The sequence below is a fragment of the Aeromicrobium sp. PFPM2_SD2 genome (assembly GCF_057364525.1).
Genome location: NZ_JBNFNZ010000853.1, coordinates 1 through 494 on the forward strand (window position 1 = coordinate 1; position 494 = coordinate 494).

General features: G+C 77.1%; 1 protein-coding gene. It reads left to right on the plus strand.

What is annotated here, in order from left to right; all coding sequences use genetic code 11:
• Positions 1-229 precede the first annotated feature (229 nt).
• The coding region (locus AC2W7G_RS18480; protein ID WP_485869711.1) for a primosomal protein N' family DNA-binding protein at positions 230-494 on the plus strand (265 nt) is incomplete at its 3' end.

A 494-nucleotide genomic window follows, 5' to 3' on the forward strand; every position in this document is an offset into this window, starting at 1 on the left:
CGGCCGTCGCGTCCGGGCCGGTCGGTGCCGGCTGGTAGAAACACCCGTGTGAGCGGCGCCGAGGACCCCGACCAGCTCCTCCTCGTCCCCGGCCCCTGCTCCCACGGCCCCTGCGGCGCGCCCGAAGGCGGGCGCTCGCGCGAAGGCGGCCAAGCCCGCACCCGAGCCGGCGCCCGCCCTGTCGGTCGCCCGGGTCGCCGTCGACACGCCGCTGGCCCACCTGGACCGCTTGTTCGACTACCGCGTCCCGGCCGACCTCGACGACGCGGCGGTGCCCGGCTGCCGGGTGAAGGTGCGGTTCGCCGGACGTCTCGTGGACGGGTTCCTGGTGGAGCGGGTCGAGACGTCCGAGCACGAGCGGCTCGCGATGCTGGCGAAGGTCGTGTCGCCCGAGCCGGTGCTGCGTCCGGAGGTGCTCGCGCTGGCCCGGGCGGTCGCCGACCGCTGGGCCGGCACGCTGGCGACGTCCTGCGGCTCGGCCGGCTGCACGATCG